The sequence below is a fragment of the Mesorhizobium sp. Arg314 genome (assembly GCF_053714275.1).
In genome coordinates this window covers 79,901-96,694 of record NZ_JBSKBP010000011.1, presented here as the reverse complement: position 1 = coordinate 96,694, position 16,794 = coordinate 79,901, and the positions used below count along the sequence as shown (strand labels likewise).

General features: G+C 63.4%; 15 protein-coding genes. 2 read left to right on the top strand and 13 right to left on the bottom strand.

Features of this window, described 5'->3' with window-relative positions; all coding sequences use genetic code 11:
* Positions 1-4 precede the first annotated feature (4 nt).
* Positions 5-412 carry a winged helix-turn-helix transcriptional regulator gene (locus tag ACWGS9_RS14310; protein ID WP_454505954.1) on the bottom strand — a complete coding sequence of 136 codons (408 nt, stop codon included), beginning with the start codon at positions 410-412 and terminating at the stop codon, positions 5-7.
* A 134-nt stretch (positions 413-546) separates the two neighbouring features.
* Between ACWGS9_RS14310 and ACWGS9_RS14305 the strand changes: the two genes are divergently transcribed.
* On the top strand, positions 547-1,440 hold the full coding sequence (locus ACWGS9_RS14305; RefSeq protein WP_454505864.1) for an SDR family oxidoreductase: 894 nt from the start codon (positions 547-549) through the stop codon (positions 1,438-1,440).
* A 36-nt stretch (positions 1,441-1,476) separates the two neighbouring features.
* Here the strand turns inward: ACWGS9_RS14305 and ACWGS9_RS14300 are convergent, their stop codons facing one another.
* The 3 genes from ACWGS9_RS14300 to ACWGS9_RS14290 all read right to left on the bottom strand — a co-directional run bounded on the left by ACWGS9_RS14300 (position 1,477) and on the right by ACWGS9_RS14290 (position 5,314).
* Positions 1,477-2,517 carry an SDR family oxidoreductase gene (locus ACWGS9_RS14300; RefSeq protein ID WP_454505863.1) on the bottom strand — a complete coding sequence of 347 codons (1,041 nt, stop codon included), beginning with the start codon at positions 2,515-2,517 and terminating at the stop codon, positions 1,477-1,479.
* 33 nt (positions 2,518-2,550) lie between these two features.
* Positions 2,551-4,470, bottom strand: coding sequence for a potassium transporter Kup (locus ACWGS9_RS14295; RefSeq protein ID WP_454505862.1), 1,920 nt, complete (start codon positions 4,468-4,470; stop codon positions 2,551-2,553).
* Positions 4,471-4,573: 103 nt separating this feature from the next.
* Positions 4,574-5,314: a pyridoxine 5'-phosphate synthase gene (locus tag ACWGS9_RS14290; protein WP_454505861.1), complete on the bottom strand. Its 741-nt coding sequence runs from the start codon at positions 5,312-5,314 to the stop codon at positions 4,574-4,576.
* Positions 5,315-5,489: 175 nt separating this feature from the next.
* Here ACWGS9_RS14290 and ACWGS9_RS14285 point away from each other — a divergent pair, with 175 nt between their 5' ends.
* Positions 5,490-5,885, top strand: coding sequence for a SpoIIAA family protein (locus tag ACWGS9_RS14285; protein ID WP_454505860.1), 396 nt, complete (start codon positions 5,490-5,492; stop codon positions 5,883-5,885).
* Positions 5,886-5,897: 12 nt separating this feature from the next.
* Here ACWGS9_RS14285 and ACWGS9_RS14280 read toward each other — a convergent pair whose 3' ends face one another.
* The 9 genes from ACWGS9_RS14280 to ACWGS9_RS14240 form a co-directional block, all read right to left on the bottom strand.
* Positions 5,898-7,025 carry an ATP-dependent DNA helicase gene (locus ACWGS9_RS14280; RefSeq protein WP_454505859.1) on the bottom strand — a complete coding sequence of 376 codons (1,128 nt, stop codon included), beginning with the start codon at positions 7,023-7,025 and terminating at the stop codon, positions 5,898-5,900.
* 142 nt (positions 7,026-7,167) lie between these two features.
* Complete coding sequence (locus ACWGS9_RS14275; protein WP_454505858.1) at positions 7,168-7,518, bottom strand: nitrile hydratase accessory protein; 351 nt, start codon at positions 7,516-7,518, stop codon at positions 7,168-7,170.
* Positions 7,505-8,164 carry a nitrile hydratase subunit beta gene (gene nthB / locus ACWGS9_RS14270; RefSeq protein WP_454505857.1) on the bottom strand — a complete coding sequence of 220 codons (660 nt, stop codon included), beginning with the start codon at positions 8,162-8,164 and terminating at the stop codon, positions 7,505-7,507. The genes ACWGS9_RS14275 and nthB overlap by 14 nt, the downstream gene beginning before the upstream one ends.
* The gene (nthA, locus tag ACWGS9_RS14265; protein ID WP_454505856.1) at positions 8,161-8,778 is read right to left on the bottom strand and encodes a nitrile hydratase subunit alpha; all 618 of its coding nucleotides are present in this window, start codon (positions 8,776-8,778) and stop codon (positions 8,161-8,163) included. Before nthA ends, nthB begins: the two co-directional genes overlap by 4 nt.
* 64 nt (positions 8,779-8,842) lie before the next feature.
* The gene (locus ACWGS9_RS14260) at positions 8,843-11,995 is read right to left on the bottom strand and encodes an efflux RND transporter permease subunit (RefSeq protein ID WP_454505855.1); all 3,153 of its coding nucleotides are present in this window, start codon (positions 11,993-11,995) and stop codon (positions 8,843-8,845) included.
* Complete coding sequence (locus ACWGS9_RS14255) at positions 11,992-13,278, bottom strand: efflux RND transporter periplasmic adaptor subunit (RefSeq protein ID WP_454505854.1); 1,287 nt, start codon at positions 13,276-13,278, stop codon at positions 11,992-11,994. The genes ACWGS9_RS14260 and ACWGS9_RS14255 overlap by 4 nt, the downstream gene beginning before the upstream one ends.
* 262 nt (positions 13,279-13,540) lie before the next feature.
* Positions 13,541-14,137: a LysE family translocator gene (locus tag ACWGS9_RS14250; RefSeq protein WP_454505853.1), complete on the bottom strand. Its 597-nt coding sequence runs from the start codon at positions 14,135-14,137 to the stop codon at positions 13,541-13,543.
* A 107-nt stretch (positions 14,138-14,244) separates the two neighbouring features.
* The gene (gene ilvN / locus ACWGS9_RS14245; protein ID WP_126093159.1) at positions 14,245-14,820 is read right to left on the bottom strand and encodes an acetolactate synthase small subunit; all 576 of its coding nucleotides are present in this window, start codon (positions 14,818-14,820) and stop codon (positions 14,245-14,247) included.
* A gap of 83 nt (positions 14,821-14,903) precedes the next feature.
* Positions 14,904-16,685 (bottom strand): acetolactate synthase 3 large subunit, encoded by a 1,782-nt coding sequence (locus ACWGS9_RS14240; protein ID WP_454505852.1) that lies wholly within the window; start codon positions 16,683-16,685, stop codon positions 14,904-14,906.
* Positions 16,686-16,794 lie beyond the last annotated feature (109 nt).

Genomic DNA, 16,794 nt, shown 5'->3' with positions numbered 1-16,794 from the left:
AGGCTCAAATCCGGGCGTCGAACGCGGCCCGCGCGTCGCGCACCGCGTCATGATTGAGCTCGGCCCATTGGACGAGATGATAGAGCGGAACGAACATCGATCGTCCGAGATCGGTCAGGCTGTATTCGACACTCGGCGGCTTGGTCGGGAACACTTCGCGATGCACATAGCCGTCGCGTTGCAGCTCATGCAGCGTCTGGGTCAGCATGCGCTGCGAGATGTCGGGAACCAGCCGCCGCAACTCGCCAAAGCGGTAGGGCTTCTCCGCAAGCGCCATGACCAGCAGCGGGCTCCATTTGCCGTTGATGCCATGGATGACATCGCGAACCGGGCAATCGGCGAAATTGGCGCCGTCCGTCATGGCTTTGTAGATCTCGATCTTCGATTTCACATTGACGATCTTGCCGTCCATCATGGTTCCCTGCCTGTGCCTACCTCCCGAAAAACTGCCTTCTTTACGGCCGGGGGTCAATTCCTAATTTAGTGCTGGTCTCTTTTCGAGACCACCAACAGCACCCGCCGATCGGCGCAATTCAGGAACCTCCCATGACCGAAACCCTCCTCGTCACCGGTGCCTCAGGCCAGCTTGGCCGCGCCGTCATCAACCACTTGCTGGATGCGCAAAAAATTGCGCCGGCCAGCATCATCGCCGCCACCCGCAATCCCGAAAACCTTGCGGATCTCGCGGCGCGCGGCGTCGACGTCAGGGCCGCCGATTTCAACGACAGAGCCTCGCTGGAGAAGGCATTCGAAGGCGCCGACCGGGTGCTGATCATCTCGACCGGCGACCTCGACCTCAAGACGGGCCGGCGCCTGAAGCAGCATGAGACTGCGGTGGCCGCGGCCAAGGCGGCAGGGGTTTCGCACCTGCTCTACACCTCGATGCCCAATCCGGAGCCCGGCTCGCCGGTGCTGTTTGCCGGCGACCACTACGGCACCGAGCAGGCGATCAAGGCGAGCGGGATTGCCTACACCATCTTTCGCAACGGCTGGTATCAGGAGAACCTGTTCATGGCGCTGCCGCACGCGATTTCGTCAGGCAAGTGGTACACGTCCGCAGGCGACGGCCGCGTCGCCCATGGCGCGCGTGACGACATGGCCGCCGCCATTGCCGCAAGCCTCGCTTCGCGCTCGAAGGAAAGCCACATCTACACGCTGACCGGCCCCCAGGCCTACACCACAAGCGAGGTCGCAGCGATCGTCAGCGACGTGACCGGCAAGCCGATCGAGGTCGTCCAGGTTCCGGACGAAGGCTTGACCGAAGGCATCAAGGCGAACGGCGTCCCGGAGGATTTCGCCCGCATCATCGTCTCCTTCGACGCCAACACCCGCGCCGGCCGCATCGGCGAGGTGACCGACACGGTCGAAAAGCTCTCCGGCCGCAAGTCGCGGACGCTGAGGCAGTTCCTCGAAGCAAACAAGGCCGCCCTGCTCGGCTAAATGCCGTGGCGCCCCGGGGGCCTGTCCCCGGGCGCGCTATTTCGGCTTCTTGAGCAATCCAAGCCGGATCAGGCTTTCGCCCGTCGCAACCAGCGCCTCCTCGCGCGATCGCGGCGTCCAGCCGAGCACGCGCATGGCCTTGGCGCTCGTTGCGTTCCTCGGCTTGCCCAGTTCCGTCACGATCTGGGCGGCCTGCCCGTCGAACAGCCCGACGATCCGGACCAGCCAGTCCGGCAGAACTCTCGTCGTAATGCGCGACGCCGCACTGCCCAGCCGCGCTTTCAGCGTCCGCGCGATCTCCAGCATCGTCATGAAATCACCGCTGATGGCTAGGAACCGCTCGCCCCTGGCGGCGGGATTGGTCATGGCGCGCAAGTGCAGGTCCGCCACGTCGCGCACATCGACCACGCCGAACACCATGCGCGGCAGGCCCGGCATCTCGCCATCCATCAGACGCCTGATGAAATCCGTCGACGTCGAATGATCTGGTCCCAGGACCGGTCCGAAGATGCCGACCGGATTGACGACCGCCAGTTCCAACGCGCCGCCTTGGGCGGCATTGAAATCCCAAGCCGCCCGCTCGGCAAGCGTCTTCGATTTCACATAGGCGCCCACCTTCTGCGATAGATTGGTCCAGTTCTCTTCCGTGAAGGGACCGCCGGCAACCGGCGCCTGGCCGTAGCCAACGGCGGCAAAGGACGAGGTGAGGACGACACGTTCGACGCCGGCATCGCGCGCGGCCCGCAGCACGCGCAACGCCCCTTCCCTGGCCGGGACGATCAGGTCGTCCTCATGCTTCGGCACGCCGGGTGGAAAAGGCGAAGCGACGTGGAGAACGTATCGGCACCCGCCGACTGCTTCCGCCCAGCCTTTGTCGCTCATGAGATCGGCATAGGCGAAGGAAAGCGCATCGCCGGGCTCGGCACCGCCGACCTTCAACATGGCAAGAACATCGGCTTCGCGCTTGGCCGAGCGGACGGTCGTGCGCACGCGGTAGCCTGCGTTCAAAAGCGCGAGGATGCAATGAGCGCCAAGGAAGCCGGACCCGCCGGTCACAAGCACCAACTCGCCGCTCATGCCCGCCTCCCGACCCTTACGCGCTGCAGCCCCTCAAATGGCGACCTGCGTGCCGATCTCCACGACGCGCCCCGTGGGGATCTGGAAGTACTCTGTCGCATCCGCCGCCGTTTTCGCAAGGCCGATGAACAACCTGTCTTGCCAGATTGGCATGCCGGAATTGGGCGAGGCCTTCAGCGAGCGCCGCGACAGGAAGAAGGACGTCGTCATGATGTCGAACTTCCAGCCCTGCTTGCGGCAGATCGCCAAAGCGCGCGGAATGTTGGGCTGCTCCATATAGCCGAAGGTCAGCGTCACGCGCATGAACAGCTCGTTGACCGTCTCCATCCTGACGCGCTCGCTGTCCGGCACCACCGGCTGCGGCGCCGTCACCACCGACAGGATGACGTTCTTTTCGTGCAGCACCTTGTAGTGCTTCAGGCTGTGCATCAGCGCCGTCGGCGCGCTCAGCGGATCGCTGGTCAGGAACACGGCCGTGCCGGATACGAGCTGCGGCTTCTTCTTCAGCAGGTTCGCCGCGAGGAAGTCGAGCGGGATCTCGTTGCGGCGGGTCTTGTCGAAAAGGTAGCGGCAGCCGCGCACCCAGGTCCACATGGCCATGATGATGGCGAAGGCCACCGCAAGCGAAGCCCAGCCGCCTTCGAACACCTTGACGATGTTGGAGGCGAAGAAGCCGACGTCGATGAGCGCGAACAATGCCGTCAACCCCAGGGCAGCGCCGAGCTGCCATTTCCAAATCCGTGTCATCACGACGAACAGCAGCGTGGTCGTCACCAGCATGTTGCCGGTGACGGAAATGCCGTACGCCGAAGCCAGTTTGCTGGATTCGCCGAAGCCGACCACCAGGAGCATCACCACCAGCGCCAGCAGCAGATTGACGCGCGGCATGAAAATCTGGCCGGACTGCCTTTCCGACGTGTGCAGGATTTCCAGGCGCGGCAGCATGTTGAGCTGCACGGCCTGTCGGGTCAGCGAAAAGGCGCCGGAGATCACCGCCTGACTGGCGATGACGGTCGCCGCCGTCGCCAGCACGACCATCGGTATCAGCGCCCAGCCCTGGTTCATCTCGAAGAACGGATGGCCGACCACCCCCTTGTTTGCCAGTATGAAGGCGCCCTGCCCGGCGTAATTGAGCAGCAAGCAGGGAAACACAATCGCCAGCCAGGCGAGCACAATGGGCTTGCGGCCGAAATGGCCGAGATCGGCGTAGAGCGCCTCGGCGCCGGTGACGGCCAGGAAGACAGCGCCTATGGTCACAAAAGAGACGTCAGGCGAATTGATCAGGAAGGCGATGATATAGTGCGGGCTGATTGCCCAAAGAATTTCCGGATCGTCGATGATGTGGTTGAGGCCGGACAGGCCGATGGCCAGGAACCACACGGCGGTCACTGGGCCGAACACCAATCCGACGCCGCCCGTGCCGAAGCGCTGCACCGCAAACAGTATCGCCAGAATGACCAATGTCAGCGGCACTACATAGGGCTGGAAGGTGGGCGTGACGACGTTCATGCCTTCGACCGCCGAAAGCACCGAAATTGCCGGCGTGATCACCGCATCGCCGAAGAACAGCGAGGCGCCTATGATGCCGATGCCGAGAATGATCGCCGAGCGCGTCGGAAAGCTGCCGCGCGCCAGCGCCATCAGCGACAGCACGCCGCCCTCGCCGCGGTTGTCGGCGCGCAGCACGAACATGATGTACTTTATCGTGACGGTTATAGTCAGCGACCAGATGATCAGCGACAGCACGCCGAGGATATCGCCACGTGTGGCCACGTCGCCGCCGGACGAGGCATGCAATGCCTCGCGCAACGCATAGATCGGGCTGGTCCCGATATCGCCGTAGACCACACCGAGCGCACCAAGCATCAGCACCTTGGTGCTGTGCTGCGCGACTTCAGAATGGCTCGATTGGTCGACGGGATCTGCCTCACTACCACTATTGGTAAGGGCCATAAACGACACTCCGATAAACGCGCGGTGCTCTACGCTTGCTGCGATGCAATATCAAGTGCCCCAACGTGATGGCTCCCATGCCTGACAGGCGCAGCTCACGGAGCTACCAGCCGCAGGCTTTCAGAAAGCGCTTCACCGTGCCGGCCATGCCATACTCCAGCGCATCCGCTGTCAACCCATGTCCGATCGATACTTCGGCCAATGCCGGAATGCGTTTGGCCAGCGCCGGCAGGTTCTTCACGGTCAGGTCGTGGCCGGCATTGACACCAAGCCCGGCCTCGAATGCGGCGTCCGCGGTTTTTCCCAATCTTTCCAGTTCTTTCGCCGCCTTTTCGGAATCGAGATGGAAGCCGCCATAGGGGCCGGTATAGAGCTCTATGCGGTCGGCGCCGGTATCGCGAGCCGCATTCACACCCGCAGGGTCCGCGTCGGAAAACAGCGACACGCGGAACCCATCCTTCTTCAACCGCTTGACGATCGGTGTCAGGAACGCCGCCTGGGCGACGAAGTTCCAGCCATGGTCCGAGGTTGCCTGCGCCGGGTCGTCCGGCACCAGCGTCACCTGCTCGGGCTGGCTCTTCTCGACAAGCGCCAGGAAATCCTCGGTCGGATAGCCCTCGATGTTGAATTCCGCCTTGGGAAACTCATCGTCGATCAGCGCCCTGATCTCGGGCAGGTCGGAGTGCCTGGTATGCCGCTCGTCGGGCCTCGGATGCACCGTCAGCCCGTGCGCGCCGGCGGCAAGCGCGATGCGGCCAAGCCCGGTGACGCTCGGCCATGGCAGGTCGCGACGGTTGCGCAGCATCGCGACGGCATTGAGATTGACCGAAAGCTTCGCAGGCATGAACGGAGGGTCCAGTGGGTCGGCGGGCATCTATACCGCCTTTAAAGGGAACAGATAGAGGGTTTCGAGTGTTCCAAAGGATGGATCGTGGCCAAGGCTCTCTGTTTTAACGCAATTCCGTACGGAAAACCGCTTCGCACTTTTCCTGGAATTGCTCTAACACAAGGATTTGCCAGTGAATTTCCTCGAAGCCGTGCCGGCGATCCGTCGCATCGAAACCAACCGCGACGCGCTTTTCGCCATCGATGTCGTCGGTGATGTCTCACCGGCCGACGCGGAAAATCTGTTCGGCCTGCTGGAGGCCGCCTATGCGCTCCATCCGAGGATCGACGTACTGGTGCGGTTGACCGACCATGAGAGCGTGGATTGGGCAAACATTTCGCAAGATACGCTCAAGCAGGGCATGGCCGACGCGATGGAACACGTCGTGCGCTGCGCGGTCATCGGCAAGCCGAATTGGGCTTCTCTCGTCACCGGCGTCTTCCCGAAGGCCCTGCCTTTCGAATTCAAACGCTTTGACGCCGACGACGAAGATGCAGCCTGGCAATGGCTTGGCGCAAGGCCGGCCTGATGCCCGCAACCGTCAACGCACAATGGTCAGCCGCTCGGCGGCGCGGGTGATGGCGGTATAGAGCCAGCGCTGCCGGGTCTCCTTGAACGCCCAGCTCTCGTCGAAAAGCACGACGTCGTTCCACTGCGAGCCCTGCGCCTTGTGCACGGTCAGCGCATAACCATAGTCGAAATCGTCGAAACGCTTCTTCTGCTGCCAGGGGACCTCGGCATCCGGATCCTCGAAAGCCGCCTTGAGCAGCTTGATCTTGGCGACGCCGCGGTCTGGATCGTCCTCTTCCGGCGAAACCAGCAGGTTGATGCCGGGCTTCACCGTCTCGCGCGACGAAGTCATCACCTTCCACAGCGAGCCGTTGAGCAGCCCCTTGGCCGGATCGTTGCGCAGGCAGACCAGCTTGTCGCCCGCCTGCGGAACGTCGGCATTGAATCCCTTCAGCTCGCGCAGCCTTTGATTGTAGCGCCGGCGCGTGCGGTTGGTGCCGACCAGCACCTGGTCGGCCTTGAGCACCAGATCCTGGTTGACGCCTTCCCTGCCGATCACCTGCGCCGTGCCGTAATCGCCATGCATGAATTCGCGGCCTTCGCGCACGTCGAGCGCCAGCCGGATGATGGGATTGTCGCGTGCCTGCCGATGGATCTCGGTCAACAGCACGTCCGGTTCGTGCTCGGTGAAGAAGCCGCCGCCCGAGATCGGCGGCAGCTGCGCCGGATCGCCAAGCACCAGGATCGGCGTACCGAAGCTCTGCAGGTCGCGGCCGAGCTGTTCGTCGACCATCGAGCATTCGTCGATGACGACGAGCTTGGCCCGCGAGATCGGGCTCTGCCGGTTGAGCGAAAAGGTCGGCGACATCGAGGTTTTGCCGGTCACCTCGTCGGCAACCGATTCCTCGCCCTTCGGCCGGTAGATCAGCGAATGGATGGTGCGGGCGTTGGTCGCGCCCTTCGAGCGCAGCACCTGCGCCGCCTTGCCGGTGAAGGCGGCGAACTGCACCTGGCCGTCGACATGCTCGGCGAAATAGCGCGCCAGCGTCGTCTTGCCGGTGCCGGCATAGCCGAACAGGCGAAAGACCTGCGGCCGGCCCTCCTTGAGCCAGCGCCCGACCGCTTTCAGAGCCTCGTCCTGTTGGGGAGAGAATTCCATCAGCGCGAGAGACCGGATTCGCAAGGGAAAGACAAGACGGCCGCCATCATCTCAACGGCATCGGCCGCGCATGAAGCGCCTTCGACAGCTCAGCCTATCAGCCACAAACGAGAACGTAAAGAGAACAAACCCTGGTGGTTATCTATCTGCCCGCGGCTGGGTCGTTCTCCAGCAGGATCGGTTTGCCATGCGGCGTGGCATGCGCGGCGCGTTCCCAGGCGGCGGCAAGCTCATCCACCTCGCCCTTGCCGGCAACGCCTTTTCGCGACAGCAATTTTTCCAGCGCCGCCAGCCAATGTTCGTAATAGTCGCGCCCGTCGCTCGCGGCGCCCGGCTGCTTCACCTCGGGGGACAAGGCCTCCGCCCATTCGCTCCACGAAAACAGGCCCTTGCCGTGCAGCGCGACCGTCAGGGCGAAGGCTTCGGCCTGCCACGGCTCGGCGAAGACCGGCTCGTCCAAACCCGCCGGCAACGCACCTTCATGCCGGCTCAAGATAGCTCTCCCAGGCATCGATCGAGACGTTGAGCGTCGGATCGGCGCCCTCGCCCCAGATTTCCGCCCCATCGAACAAGACCGTGTAGACCCATTGCGGGTTCTCGCCACGGCCATGCGCGTTGCTGTCGGGGAAGACGAAGCCGTCCCGCACCGCCTCGATCGTCCCGGTCTTGCCGCGCGCGTAGCGCGGCAGCCGCGTATGTCCGGTCGGGTTGAAATTCTTCGTGCGCACGCGATCGCCCGCCCGGAAGCGTGCCGGCGTAGCGACCGGCCGATCGCACGGGCCGCCCTTGGCGAGCACGGCCGGCACGTCCGCTGCCTTCAGCACTCTTTTCGGCGTCGCGGCCGCATCGACCGCCTTGCCGGCGGCAAGGTCGCGCTCGGTGACGAAACCGTGGCGCTTCAGCAGCGTTTCCAGCGCCTTGATCCAGATCTGGTAGTAGCTCGATGAATAATAGTCGGCCGGATGCAGCGATTCCCGCGCATGCCGGCTTTCGTCGATGTTCCAGGCGCCCATGGCGCCGGCCGTCAGCGTGACGCCGAGCGCCCGCCTTTCCCAGGCGGCATGGAAATAAGGTTCGTCCTTCTCAGGCGTGACCGGCCCGAAACCCATCTGCCCGCCGAGATCCTGCGGCCCGTTCATGCCGGCTCCCCTTCCGGCTCTTTGGCCAATGCGGTGCCGATCATCGCATCACGGCTGACCAACTCAGCCAGCCGTTCCTCGCTCCAGCCCTCGGTGCCTTCCGGCCGCATCGGCACCACCAGGTAGCGAAGCTCGGCGGTGGAATCCCAGACGCGGATTTTCTTGTCCTCGGGCAGCGTCAGCCCGAACTCCTCCAGCACGCCGCGCGGATCGATCACCGCCCGTGACCTGTAAGGTGGCGCCTTGTACCAGACCGGCGGCAGGCCGAGCACCGACCACGGATAGCAGGAGCAGAGCGTGCAGACGACAAGGTTATGCGTCTCCCTGGTGTTGAACACGGCCTGCATGTGCTCGCCCTGGCGGCCGGAATAGGAGAGCGATTCGATCGCCGCCGTCGCGTCGCGCTTCAGCCAGTCGGCATAAGCGGGATCGTTCCAGGCCTTCGCCACCACCCTGGCGCCGTTGCGCGGACCGATCTTCGTCTCATAGGTGTCGACGATGACGTCGATGGCCGCAGGATCGATCAGGCCCTTTTGGGTCAGGATCGTCTCCAGCGCGCGCACTCGCGCCGCGAACGGGTCGAGCTCGTTGTCGTGGTCATGGTCGTGGGACATGGCCACAGACTAGGATCGCGTGCGGTTGGCCGCAAGCGCCACGGTTTGGGCCAGACGCGGCCGCCTATTCGGCCGCCATTTTCTTCGGCTCGGCCTCGCCGTCGAACAGCGAGGGTTGCTCGCTGCTGTCCACCACATGCAGCGTCGGCTGGCTCTTCTTCGACGAGAAGCTGAGCAGCCAGCCGGAGAAGTTTTCGAAATAGACGTAGATCACCGGCGTCACGAACAGCGTCAGCGCCTGCGAGGCGAGCAGGCCGCCGACCACGGCGACGCCGAGCGGCTGGCGCAATTCGGCGCTGGCGCCGGTGCCCAGCGCGATCGGGAACGTGCCCATCAACGCGGCAAGCGTCGTCATCATGATCGGCCGGAAACGCATCAGGCAGGCTTTGTGAATGGACTCCTTCGCCGACATGCCCTGTCGCCTGAGTTCCAGCGCGACGTCGACCATCATGATGCCGTTCTTCTTGACGATGCCGATCAGCATCAGGATGCCGATCACCGCGATCACCGAAAGGTCCATGCCCGCGAAACGCAGCGCCACCACGGCGCCCAGCACCGCCGACGGCAGGCCGGTTAGGATGGTGAGCGGATGGATGAAGCTCTCATAGAGCATGCCGAGCACGATATAGATCGTCAGGATGGCGCCGCCGATCAGCAGGCCCTGGTTGGCCAGCGAATCCTGGAAAGTCTTGGCGGTGCCGGCGAAGCTGGTCGAGATCGCCGTCGGCATGCCGATCTGTTCTTTGAGCCGGTCGATGCGGGTCACTGTGTCGCCGAGCGATACGCCCTGCGGCAGATTGTAGGAAATCGTCACCGCTGGCAGCTGTCCAAGCTGGTTGACCGTCAAGGCGCCGGCCGTACGATCGACCCGGGCGAAGGCGCCGAGCGGCACCAGGCTGCCGCTTGCCGTCCGCACCTGAATGGCGAGCATCCGCTCGGGCGACCATTCGATCTTGGGATCGAGTTCGGTGATGACCGCATAGCTGTCGGCCGAACCGAAGATCGTCGAGACCTGGTCGGTGCCGAAGCCGCCATAGAGGGCCGAACGCAGCGTGTCGGTGTCGATGCCCAGATGGGCGGCCTTGTCGCGGTCGATCACAAGCGACGCCTGCAGGGAATTGTTCTGCAGATCGCTGGTGACATCCGTGAAGTTGGTATGGTCCGCCGCCATCGCGTCATTGAGCTTCTGCGCCCAGATATCGGTCTGGCCGGTGTCGAGCCCCTGAACCACGAGCTGGTAGGCGCTGGCCGACGACCGCGAACCCAGCCGCAGGTTCTGCACCGGCTGCATATAGGTCTCGATGCCCGCCACGCCGGCCAGCTGGCGCCTCAGATCCGACAGCACCTTCTCGATGTTGGGACGCTGATCCTTGCCCTTGAGCTGAACGAAGAGTTGCCCCTGGTTCAGCGCGTTGCCGCCGCTGCCTGCCGACCAGGCCACATGGTCGACATAGGGCGACTTCGAGAACACATTTGCCACCTGCCCTTGCAGCTTGGCCATGGCGTCGAACGAGATGTCCTGGCGCGCGATCGTCGTCACCGATATCTGGCCGATATCTTCCTGCGGGAAGAAGCCCTTCGGCGAGACCTGTATCACCCACACCGACGCCGCGGCGGTCGCGACGAAGACCAGGAAGATCAGGAAGGTGTGGCGCAGGCAGAAGCGCAGCAGCCAGTCATAGCTACGGGTGACGATGTCGTGCCTGTAGCCAGCGCCATGCGCCTCGCGATCCGCCTTGGTGACCGACAGCAGCCGCGAACAGAGCATCGGCGTCAGCGTCAGCGACACGAACATGGAGGCCAGGATGGCGACGGTGACCACGACGGCGAATTCGTTGAAGATGCGGCCGATGACGCCCCCCATCAGAAGCACGGGGATGAACACCGCCACCAGCGAGATCGAGATCGAGATGATGGTGAAGCCGATCTCGCGCGCGCCCTTCAGCGAGGCGTCGAAGGCCGACAGCCCATCCTCCTCCATGTGGCGGAAGATGTTTTCGAGCATGACGATGGCATCGTCGACGACGAGGCCGACCGCGAGCGTCAATCCCATCAGCGAGATGTTATCGATGGAAAAGCCGAACAGGAACATCGCGCCGAGGGTGGCGATCAGCGAGATCGGCACCGCCACCGCCGGGATGATCGTCGCCGTTACCCTGCGCAGGAACACGAAGATCACCATCACCACCAGCGCGATGGTCAACAGCAGCGTGAACTGAACGTCGTCGACGGCCTGGCGGATCGAGGTCGAGCGGTCGTTGAGCAGCTTGATCGAGGCCGCCGCCGGCATCTGGTCCTGGAAGGACGGCAGCATTGCCTTGACCTTGTCGACGACGTCGACCGTATTGGCGTCGGGCTGGCGCTGCACGGCCATGATGATCGCGCGCGTCCCGTCATACCAGCTCGCCGTTGTCGTGGTCTGCACGGAATCGACCACGCGGGTCACCTCCCCCAGCCGCACCGGATGGCCGTTCTTGGTGGCGATGATGAGGTTTGAGAATCCGGCGGCGTCGGTAAGCTGCGTGTTGGCGGTGATGGTCAGTTGCTGCTTGTTGTTCTGCAGCACGCCGAGCGGGGTGTTGCTGTTGGCGGAAGCGACGGCCGCCTGCAGCTGGTCGATCGAGATGCCGCGCGCGGCAAGCGCTGTCGGATCGATCTGGATGCGCACCGCGTATTTCTGCTGGCCGAAGATCGAGACCTGCGCCACGCCGTCGATGGTCGAGAGCGACGGCGAGATCACGTTTTCAGCGAAAGCGTCGAGATCGGTCAGCGGAACCGTGTCGCTGACCAGCGACATCAAAAGGATCGGCGCGTCGGCCGGGTTGACCTTGCGATAGCTTGGCGGCGCCGTCATCTGCGGCGGCAGCGATTTCTGCGTGCGCGCGATCGCCGCCTGCACGTCGGCGGCCGCCGCGTCGATATCGCGGTTGAGCACGAACTGGATTGCGATCGAGGTCTGGCCGAGCGAGTTGGTGGTCGAGATCGAATCGATGCCGGCGATCGTCGCGAACTGCTTGATAAGCGGCGTCGCCACCGATGTCGCCATCGTCTCCGGCGACGCACCGGGCAACGACGCGGAGACGTTGACCACCGGAAATTCGGCGCTGGGCAGGGCCGCCACCGGCAGGAAGTTGTAGGCAAAGATTCCGCCCAGTACGAGGGCGAACGACATCAGGAGGGTGGCGACTGGCTTGCGGATGCAGAATTCGGAGATCATCGGCTCGCCCCGCCGGCCTTGTCGGCTGCCGCAACCTTGGGTGATGCCCGGTCACCGGATCCGGCTGCCTTGCCTTCATGCACCGCCGCGCCGTTCTTCAATCGTGTCTGGCCTTCGACGACCACCTTCTCGCCGCTCTTCAGACCGCCGCTGATGGCGCTGTTTTGGCCCTCCGTCAGCGCCACCTGCACCGGACGCATCTCCACGGTGTTGTCCGGCTTGACGACATAGACGAACGGGCCCTTCTGGCTGGGCTGCACCGCGACCGTCGGAACCGAGGTCATCTGCGGCATCGTGCCGGCCTCGAGCACGACATTCACATACTGTCCGGGCCACAGCGAAAGATCCGGGTTCGGTATGCTCGCCCGCGTGGCGATGGTCCCGGAGGCCGTATCGACGCTTGAATCGACGAAATCGAGCGTGCCCTTGCCGATCGGCGTGGGATCGCTGCCCTTGATCAGCGTCACGCCGCCTTGCTGTGGGTCGGCGAGCGCCTTGTGCAACAAGGCAAGGTTGCTTTCCGGCAGCGTGAAATTCACCTGCAGCGGATCCATCTGCGTGATGGTGACCAGCGGCGTCGTGTTGCTTGAGTTGCCGTTGCTGCTGGTGACGAGGTCGCCGACCGAGACGTTGACGGCGCCCAACCGGCCCGCGATCGGCGCCGAGATGGTCGCGTAGCTCAATTGCACGGTATCGGCATCGATGGTCGCCTTGTCGGCGTCGATGGTCGCGGCCGCGGCTTTCTGCGCCGCCAGCGCCTGGTCGTAGGTCTGCTGCGTGCCGGCCTGCTTGGCGACAAGATCCTTGGCGCGCTGCAAATCGGCCTGGGCGCTCACCAGCATCGCCTGGTCCTTGACGAGCGTCGCCCGATCCTTGGCCAGTTGCGCCTTCAGCGCGCGATCATCGAGCGAAAGCAGGACATCGCCTGCCTTCACCATCTGACCGTCCTTGACGTCGATGGAAACGATCTGGCTGGAAATCCGGGCATTGATGCTCACCACTGACGGGGAGGAAACGAAGCCGATGGCATAGCGGCGGATCGGGAAATCGGCGGTTGTCGCGGCGACGGAAACGATCGAGGCGGAACGCGGACCGCCGCCTTTCGCATTGTCCGAGGCGCTCGCCGCCTTGTCGCCGCTCGCTGTCTTGTCCGAGGCTGCCGCGTCAGCCTGCTTGCCCGAAATCAACTGCTGGACCTTGGCTAACGTCGTGGGCGAAAAATAAAGCCCGGCGCCCGCCAGGCAGGCAAGCGCTACAATCGCAAAGGCAATTTTCCCGCGCATCGACAATAGCCCTTTACCCGACACGCCGATCCCGGTGGTCCATTCTAGCTCGATTCACAGCCTCGTGCCGCGATTTTCGTGGAGTAGATAGGACAAGCCTTTGGCGGAAAAGGGCCAGAACGCGGCATTACGAAGATTTAATGTGCAGTGCACAATAGTTGGGCAGCCGGCTAACGTGGCCGCGCACGGCTCTCCAGCCGATCCGAAAAGCTGCCCGGATGTGTTGAGATTCAGGTCAGGCCTCACCTGAATCTCAGCACATCTAGCGGAGCATCGGCCACAGCGTTGCCGCGAGCAGCACACCCATGGCGATGTTGAACCATTTCAGCCGCACCGGCTCCGACAGGAAACCGCGCAGCACCGTGCCGAAGCCGGCCCAGACGGACACGCTGGGCAGGTTGACGATGGCGAAGGCGGCGGAGATCAGCATCACCGAGATGAACGGGTGGTCGGAGTTGGTGTAGACGGCCATGGCGGTGATTGCCATCACCCATGCCTTGGGGTTGACCCACTGGAAGGCCGCCGCATCGATGAAGCGCATCGGCTTCGCCTCCGCCTCGCCCTTGCCGCTCAGCGACCGCGACATTGCGATCTTCCAGGCGAGGTAGAGCAGATAGGCCGCACCCGCGACCTTCAACGCTGTATGCAGTGAAGGCACTGCCGTGAGCACAGCGCCAAGGCCGAAGCCCACAGCCAAAAGCAGCACGAAGAAGCCGATGCTGATGCCCAGCATGTGCGGGATCGTTCTGACGATGCCGAAATTGACGCCGGACGCCAACAGCATGAAATTGTTCGGCCCCGGCGTGATCGATGTCACGAGGGCGTAGACCAAAAGGGCAAGGAACGCGTCAGCCGACATGATATCCTCCCAGATATGTCAGACTTGCTGTCCTTTTAGCGAACACGCAAAAGACAGAGGCGGGCAACAGCCGGGCCAAAAGCTGAAAACGGGCTGATCGCCCCCGATCACATTCCCTGCGGGCCGCGATTCATCGCCGCGACACCGGTGCGGCAGATCTCCACCAGGCCGAGCGGCTTCATGATGGCGATGAACTGGTCGAGCTTGGAGCCCTTGCCGGTGATCTCGAAGATGAAATGCTCGGTGTTGGCGTCGATGACCGAGGCGCGGAACGCGTCCGCGAGCCGAAGCGCCTCGACACGCGCATCGCCGGTGCCGGCGACCTTGACCAGCGCCAGCTCGCGCTCCAGCGGCCGCTCCTGCCCAAGCTCATGCGAGCGCACGGTCAGGTCGACCACCCGGTGCACCGGCACGATGCGCTCGAGCTGATTCTTGATCTGCTCCATCACATGCGGCGTGCCGCGCGTCACGATGGTGATGCGCGATAGGTGCTTCTCATGCTCGGTCTCGGAAACGGTCAGGCTTTCGATGTTGTAGCCGCGCCCGGAGAACAGTCCGATGACGCGGGCAAGCACGCCCGGTTCGTTGTCGACCAGCACCGAAAGCGTGTGCGTTTCCGGCTTCTCGGTTTCCTTGGCGATGAAATAGGCGGAGCCGGTCGGTTGAAGGTGCTGTGCGTTCATGACGTGAATCTCGATTTCAAATTCTTGAGCTAATTCTCTGTTTGCGCACGGCTTCTTGCGACAAGCCCCGCCTTTGTGGCTGCCTACACCAGTTCCCTGCCCTTGGCGTCGATGGCGTTGGCCACTGCCTCGTCGGTCGCCTCGTCCGGCAACAGCATTTCATTATGCGCCTTGCCGGACGGGATCATCGGGAAGCAGTTGGCCAAAGTCGCCACGCGGCAATCGAACAGCACCGGCTTCTTGACCGAGATCATTTCGCGGATCGCGTCGTCGAGCTGGTCCGGCTTGTCGCAGCGGATGCCGTGACCGCCATAGGCTTCCGCCAGCTTGACGAAGTCGGGCATTGCTTCGGTATAGGAATGCGACAGCCGGTTGCCGTGCAGCAGCTGCTGCCACTGCCGCACCATGCCCATATACTGGTTGTTCAAGATGAAGATCTTGATCGGCGCCTCATACTGCACCGCCGAGCTCATTTCCTGCATCGTCATCTGCACGGACGCGTCGCCGGCGATGTCGATGACCAGTGCGTCCGGATGCGCGATCTGCACCCCGAGGGCCGCCGGCAAGCCGTAGCCCATCGTTCCCAATCCGCCCGACGTCATCCAGCGGTTCGGCTTGTCGAAATGATAGTGCTGCGCCGCCCACATCTGGTGCTGGCCGACCTCGGTGGTGATGTAGGTGTCCATGTCCTTGGTCAGCGCGTAGAGCCGCTGGATCGCATATTGCGGCATGATGACGTCGCTGTTCATCTTGTAGGCGAGCGAGTCCCTGGCGCGCCATTTCGCGATCTGCTCCCACCACGGATAGAGCGCCTTCTTGTCGGTCTTGGCGGTCGCCCGCCATAGTCGCACCAGATCCTCCAGCACCCGGCCGACATCGCCGATGATCGGCACATCGGTGTGGACGTTCTTGTTGATCGACGACGGGTCGATGTCGATGTGGATCTTCTTCGAGTTCGGCGAGAACGCGGTGAGTCTCCCGGTGATGCGGTCGTCGAAGCGCGCGCCGATGCAGATCATCACATCGCAATCATGCATGGCCATGTTGGCTTCGTAGGTGCCGTGCATGCCGAGCATGCCGAGCCAGTTCTTGCCCGATGCCGGATAGGCGCCAAGCCCCATCAATGTCGAGGTGATCGGGAAGCCGGTGAGGTCGACCAGCTCGCGCAGCAGGTGGCTGGCTTCCGGACCCGAATTGATGACGCCGCCGCCCGAGTAGATGATCGGCTTCCTGGCTGCGGCCATCAATTCGACCGCGGCCTTGACCTTCTCCAAATCGCCCTGGACCTTGGGCTGGTAGCTGGTGCGCGGCGCCGTCTGCGGCGGCACATAGATGCCCTTGGCGAACTGAACGTCCTTCGGAATATCGACCACGACCGGACCGGGCCGGCCGGTCGTCGCGACATGGAAGGCTTCATGGATGGTGGCCGCGAGCTCGTTGACGTCCTTCACCAGCCAGTTGTGCTTGGTGCAGGGCCGCGTGATGCCGACAGTGTCGCATTCCTGGAAGGCGTCGGAGCCGATCAGCGAGGTCGGCACCTGGCCGGTGAGGCACACCAGCGGGATCGAATCCATCAGCGCGTCCTGCAGCGGCGTCACCGCATTGGTGGCGCCGGGGCCGGACGTCACCAGAAGCACGCCGGCCTTGCCGGTCGAGCGCGCATAGCCTTCGGCCGCGTGGCCGGCGCCCTGCTCGTGCCGGACCAGAATGTGCTCAACCTCGTCCTGTTGAAAAATTTCATCGTAAATCGGGAGAACCGCGCCGCCCGGATAACCGAAGATATGCTTGACGCCATTGTCCTTCAGCGCCTGCACCACCATTTCAGCGCCCGTCATCTCGCGCCGCTCGTTCTGTCCATTGTTCATCGGTCTGGTCCCGTACTGTCCGCCGTCTGGCGATTGCTGGTCGTTTAGTTGGATTTCAGGCAATAAAAAAGGCCCCCGAGGGAGCCTGTGTGATGCGCATGGGGGGGGT